The 6724-nt window shown below is 34.9% G+C and carries 4 protein-coding genes; 1 reads left to right on the top strand and 3 read right to left on the bottom strand.

What is annotated here, in order from left to right:
- From WBN20_RS10410 to WBN20_RS10400, 3 genes are all read right to left on the bottom strand, one after another.
- Window positions 1-1148, bottom strand: a 1148-nt coding sequence (locus WBN20_RS10410; RefSeq protein ID WP_424281635.1) for a thrombospondin type 3 repeat-containing protein, incomplete at its 3' end; no start/stop codon positions are given.
- 111 nt (window positions 1149-1259) lie between these two features.
- Window positions 1260-2453: a glycine C-acetyltransferase gene (gene kbl / locus WBN20_RS10405; protein WP_424274652.1), complete on the bottom strand. Its 1194-nt coding sequence runs from the start codon at window positions 2451-2453 to the stop codon at window positions 1260-1262.
- Window positions 2454-2455: 2 nt separating this feature from the next.
- Window positions 2456-5563, bottom strand: a complete 3108-nt coding sequence (locus WBN20_RS10400; RefSeq protein WP_424281634.1) for a UvrD-helicase domain-containing protein — start codon at window positions 5561-5563, stop codon at window positions 2456-2458.
- A gap of 118 nt (window positions 5564-5681) precedes the next feature.
- Between WBN20_RS10400 and WBN20_RS10395 the strand changes: the two genes are divergently transcribed.
- The gene (locus tag WBN20_RS10395; RefSeq protein WP_424272021.1) at window positions 5682-6290 is read left to right on the top strand and encodes a superoxide dismutase; all 609 of its coding nucleotides are present in this window, start codon (window positions 5682-5684) and stop codon (window positions 6288-6290) included.
- Window positions 6291-6724 lie beyond the last annotated feature (434 nt).

The raw sequence follows: 6724 nt of genomic DNA, 5'->3' as shown, positions 1-6724 counted from the left end.
ATACTAAACCTTGCGAAAGAGTACTCTTCCAGGATAGCTACTATGTTTTGCAATACTTCTGCAGAACGCTCTTTGATAGTTGCTTTACCAGTATCAAATAAGATTGTCTTTGCATAGTCGTTTAATGTCTTACGAACAGCTTCTGTAAGTTCTGGACAACCTTTATTTGCTACTACACCTGGTAAGTCAGGACATAAATCATCTTTGTCAAGAATACCATCACCATCTCTGTCTGGCCATGGGCATCCGTTGTTTTCAGCAGGACCTGCTTCGTTTGGACACTGATCATCTTTATCTGCAATACCATCGCCATCTGCATCAGGACAACCTGAAAGAGCAGCTAAACCAGCTTCATTTGGACAAGCATCATCTATATCAGCAATACCGTCACCATCTGCATCAGGACAACCGTTTAGTTCTTTAGGACCTGCTTCATTAGGACATCTGTCTTTGCTGTCTTCAATACCATCACCGTCAGAATCAGGACAACCGTTAAATGCTTCTAAACCAGGTACTTCTGGACAAGCGTCGTCTTTGTCATAAATTCCGTCCTTATCAGTATCAGTTCCACCAAATTTGATAGAAAGACCCAACATGTGTTGGAAGTGTGGAGTTAAGTAATCTTCAAAAGAATGTTTGTAGTTTGATGCAAGTGTTAGACCAATATTTTCATTGAACCAAATATTCATACCAACACCTCCGTTGAGAGTACCAGCTCCAATGTCTCTAACCCATGAATAACCACCTCCAATTTCAACAAAGGGATCAACCACAGAGAAGAAACCATCAGTGCTGCTGGGTTGAACAAAGTTGTAACGGATAGTTCCATCGATACCGTAGTAAGACCAATCGTCTACTTGAGTGTCTCCAAACTTTTTAATACGATTTAAAGAACCTCTAACACCAACGGAAATACCATCACCAATATAACGGGAAGCATCTACATAAGAGATAGAAGGCAGAATGTTCCAATGATCATTGACATTGAAGTACTCATTGCCGAATCCTCCTACTTTACCTACTGGATAAAAGTCAACTGCATTTACTCCAAAACCAATTCGCCAAGGATTATTTTCATCTTGCGCTTTTATGCTGTTAAACCCCAATACAATAAGGCCAACAAACAATAATCTACTAAGCTGTTTCATTTTCAAAAATTTAAGTTTAAGTGTTTATTTAGCAGCAAATGTAAGTTGTTAAGAATTATTAACAAAATCAATTTCCTATTTTTTTAAGGTTTTTTAAGTAAAAACAAGTATTCAGATAATTTTTAACTCTCTGCCTACCTTTATAAAAGCATTGATGGCTTTGTCTAAATGCTCAATTTCATGAGCGGCAGACAATTGAACCCGTATTCTCGCTTTATCTTTGGGGACCACAGGATAAAAGAAACCAATTACATAAATACCATTATCTAGTAACATATTTGCCATTTTTTGTGATAATTTGGCATCATAGAGCATTACTGGTACTATGGCGGAATCCCCATCAATAATATCAAACCCCGCTTTTTGCATTCCTTTTTTAAAGTATTTTGTGTTTTTTTCCAGTTTATCTCTCAAAGAGGTATTTGTTTCAAGCATTTCAAATACTTTGATAGATGCTCCGACTATAGCTGGAGCAAGGGAATTAGAAAATAAATATGGTCTGGATCGCTGTCTTAACATGTCAATAATCTCTTTTTTACCGGTTGTATAACCGCCCATTGCGCCACCCAAGGCTTTGCCAAGTGTTCCGGTAATAATGTCTATCCTGTTCATTACCCCTTTTTCCTCCAAAGTGCCTCTACCGGTTTTCCCTATAAATCCGGTTGCATGACATTCATCAATCATTACCATGGCATCATATTTTTCTGCCAGATCACATATTTTATCTAACGGAGCCAATAATCCATCCATGGAAAACACACCATCAGTAACAATTATTTTAAACCGGGCATTATCTTTTTTAGCCTGAATTAATTTGGTCTCCAGATCAACCATATCACTATTGGCGTACCTATATCGTTTGGCTTTACATAACCTAACGCCGTCAATAATAGACGCATGATTTAGAGCATCTGATATAATTGCGTCCTCTGCCGATAAAAGTGGTTCAAATACACCACCATTGGCATCAAAAGCTGCGGCATATAATATTGTGTCTTCTGTACCATAGAATTTTGCAATTCTATCTTCCAGTTCTTTATGAATATCCTGGGTACCACAAATAAAACGTACTGAAGACATTCCAAAGCCATGGGTGTCAAGGGTCTCTTTAGCAGCCTTTATTACTTCGGGATGAGCAGATAATCCTAAATAATTGTTTGAGCAAAAATTTATCACTTCTTGTCCGCCGGAAACACTGATTACCGCACCCTGAGCAGAAGTAATTATACGCTCTTCTTTGTAAAGCCCTGCTTCTTTAATGTCCTTTAGTTCTTTCCTTAAATATTCTTTAATTTTTCCGTACATAACTAGTTAATAAATTCTGGTGTAATTTTTTTATCAATATAAACTATTATCTTATTTTCAACAATATATCCCATGGTCTTCAGGGCGTCGGCATAGGTGTATAATTGCTCATAATATTTTTGAGCTTTTTTTCCTGTTTTATAATCAATTAATGTAACCCTTTGATTTTTGAAAACCATACGATCGGGCCGTAAAATTAGACCATTTTCTGTTATAATTTCACTTTCATTCTTTATACAGTTTTCTGTACTGAAGAATGATTTTAATTTAGGGTGCCAAATGATTTGTTGCACTTTTTCCTTTAGTTGAGCTCCCTCTTCAACTTTTAGATCTCCTTTTCTGATCATGTATGCAATTGCGGGGTCAATATCGCTCCCGGTTTTAATAAGCCCCATCGTATGGTGAATAATATTACCTTTTTTAATAGCCTCTTCTCTTTTGCTATCCCAAAGTCTGCCAGTCTGAGTTATAATACTAAAATTAGCAGTATTTTTTTGAGTACATATAAATGGAATATGCGGTTGTGCTTTAGGGAGTACATTTTCTTGTTTCTTTGATTCAGCCGATCCAAAGGAATATCTGGTTTTGTTTTCATCCCAAATTCCTTGACTAATTAAAAAATGGATAAATAATCCTGAGTAGTTATCCATTTTAAATTCATTCTTAGCATTGAGAAACATTTCTGTTATAATAACGAGCCTATCCACTGCTCGTGTAAGTGCTACATATAAAATATTAAATGCATCTAACTCGAGTTTATGCTGTTCTTCATCATAAATTATTTTGGCTTTTTCCCCATAATGTAACACCTCTGATTTCTTATTGATTAGTACTTCTTTAAATTCTTCAAAATCCTCAACAGGCAACCACAATTTTGGTTCTAGTTCGTCATAAATCTTAGTGTTTGCAAAAGGGTAAATAACAATTGGAAATTCTAATCCCTTTGCTTTGTGTATCGTCATTATCTTTACTGCATTTAAATTTTCTGGAGCTACGATACTGAGCCTCTCCTTATTCTTTTCCCAATGGCCTAAAAATGAAGTAATACTGGCATCGTCCTTTAGTTCAGAATCAATGACCTCGTCCATAAAATAAGTAAGGTAGGCATCTGAATGCTCAACTAACTTGAATTGGTTTATTGCGTATTCCAGGCCATCAGTTAATGAGTTATACTTTATTTCGTCAATATTAAAGTGGTAAGCTTCATATAGTATATAGGGTAAATTATTTAAATGTTCATTAATAAACTCATGTTTGTTTTCCTTGTTTGTTGCAAGAAAATATAATATTTCATAGCAAATTTCTGAATCCTCGGGTGCGTTAATATGCTTTAATAAATTGATTAGAAAATTGACTTTTGGATTATTCTTAAGCAAGAGTGTTTCAGAAGAAATTATTGGAATATTTTGTTCTATAAGAAAATCGGCTAAAATAATACCATGTTTACGTTTTCTGGTAAGAATGCAGATGTCAGCAAAGTTATACTTATCGGAGCATGCGTCTTTGATTGATCTTAAGACCTCATTGCAGTACTCTAAGTCTTTATTCTCTGTAGGCATTTTAATAAAATTCAAATCTACATATCCACCTGCCTCATCATTAAAATCTTGTTTATTTCCATCCGCAAAAAGTAAATTATATTGTGGACTGGCAAGGAATGGGCTTGTAACGGTAAAAAACGTATTATTAAATTTAACGAGTTCCTCTCGGCTTCTGTAATTTTTTTCTAGTGAGCTAATATTCGGTTCTACAACAAAAGGATTTGTTTCTTTGTTTATCAGGTTCAAAAACTGTTCGGCTCTTCCACCACGCCACCTATAGATTGCTTGTTTAACATCTCCAACCAACAATAAGGTTCCCATATTACCTTGCTCATCCTGACTTTCGAGGGCATTACTTATTAATGGAACGAGATTCTCCCACTGCATTTGTGAAGTATCCTGAAATTCATCGATAAAGTAATGACGATATTTTTCGCCTAAACGTTCATAAATGTATGGAGCGGGTTGGTTCCTTATTTCATCTGATATAATCTTATTGAATGAGGATATTGGAATCTGATCCCGTTCGGACTCAATGGTTTTAATTTCTTGTTGTATTGCATTCAAAACCGTTAATGGCACAATATTTAAATAGGAATTCCTTAAAAAAGCCCTGTGATAGATCCTTTTTTTAATTTCTAAAAAATATTTTTGAAGGGCGAATACCAATTCCGGATTAGGAGCATGAAATCCTGATTTAAAAATTTTACTTTCCTGAAAATTATTTTCTAATTGGTTGTTGTAAAGCTTAGCAGGATTAAATTCGTAATCACAAATTTTAGTAAAATGGTTGGGAAGCGTTTTTCTGGGAAATACTTCCAAACCAACACCGGATTGGGATATTGTTTCTAAAGCCTGCCTGGCAAGGTCTTTAATTTCAACCTCAATAAGGGTGATTTTTTTTTGAATTAATTTTTTCAGACTTAAAAAATCCTGTGGACTTTTGTTTTTTAGAAGGTCAAGATGATAAGATTGATTTTCCTCAAATAACAATTTCCCCATTTTGTTAAGGTCATATGCAATATCCCAGCTTTTATCGTCTTGAATTTTTTCCAAAGCAAAGTCGATTAGGACTTTTGTAAGTACCTTATCGGTTCCGGCCTTATTTATTAAACGGTCAATTCCTTCCTCTAATAAAAGGTCTGTATCCAATACAACTTCAAAATTCTGTGGAATTTTAAGGTCTTTAGCGAAAGTTCTAATAAGTCGGTGTGTAAATTTATCGATTGTCGAAATATCAAAAAAAGCATAATTATGTAAGATTTGCTTTAATGTGATGCGGGCTCTTTTTTGTAAATGATCATCTTCAATATTTAAATCTTTTGCCAATAATTGAAATAAGGCGGAAGTTTTTTCAGGATTATTAGGATGACCAAATTCGAAAAGACTATTAAGAATGCGACTTTTCATCTCATTAGCAGCCTTATTGGTAAAAGTGATGGCTAGAATTTGATTAAAAATAGTTGAATTTTCTGTCGAAAGTGCAATTTTCAGATATTCCTGCACCAGCTTAAACGTTTTCCCTGATCCGGCGGAAGCATTGTAGATATTAAACGAGCTGCTCTGCACTAATTTTTTATTGCAAATTACGCAATCTTAAAGAGTTCTTAACAAATATTTAGGCGAATATAAATGTTAAATAGAGTAACTTTGAGTGACTCTAATTATTAACTTAAAACGTTTAGAAATGGCATTTGAATTACCAAAACTACCATATGCATATGATGCATTAGAACCCTATATTGACGCAAGAACTATGGAGATCCACCATACAAAGCATCATAATGGCTACACTACGAATCTTAACGCCGCTATTGCGAATACAGATCTTGCAAATAAATCTATTACAGATATATTGAAAAATTTAGACATGTCCAATGGCGCGGTCCGCAACAATGGAGGAGGCTATTACAATCATTCCCTATTTTGGGAAATTATGTCGCCTGATGGTGGAGGTGAACCAACAGGAGACCTAGCTGCCGCGATCAATGAAGCCTATGGCTCTTTTGATGCCTTTAAAGATGTTTTTAGTAAAGCTGCTGCGACAAGATTTGGGTCTGGTTGGGCTTGGCTTTGCGTACATAAAGGGGGGAAGGTAGAAGTTTGCTCAACACCAAATCAAGATAATTCATTAATGCCTGATACCGGATGTGGAGGGCAACCGATTTTGGGATTGGATGTTTGGGAACACGCATATTATTTAAATTATCAAAATAGAAGGCCAGATTATGTTAATGCCTTTTTTAATATTATTAACTGGGATAAAGTTGCTGAGTTGTACAGTTCAAATAAGTAAATGTCAATTATACTTTGATCCAAATTTTAATGAAAATTAAACCTCCTTAGGTACTAAGGAGGTTTTTTATTATATAGAAAAGGGTGGAGAAGTCTCCACCCTTTTCGTCCCAAATCTTACCATAAACTTAACCTACTTATGCTATGGCATTACTAAATTACTGGTATTGTGAGAAATAACAAAGAAATTTTGGTAAATTTTAGGCTTTCAACTAATACTTCAGGCTGGATAAGGAAGAAAAATATTGATTTTAAAAGTTATAATTTACTGAGAATCAGAAATAAAAAAGGCAGGTTTGCACCTGCCTTTTTCCCCAAATCTTACCATGAACTTAACCTACTTATGCTATGGTCCACCAAATGTATGCTAATGCATTGGAGTCCCTTAAAATTTTGGCTAAACTTCTTTTTAATTGGTTGAAATACCTTTGACTG

Origin of the sequence: Eudoraea sp., assembly GCF_049665975.1 — a bacterium.
GTDB lineage: Bacteria > Bacteroidota > Bacteroidia > Flavobacteriales > Flavobacteriaceae > Eudoraea.
This window is presented reverse-complemented; position numbering and strand designations above follow the sequence as displayed.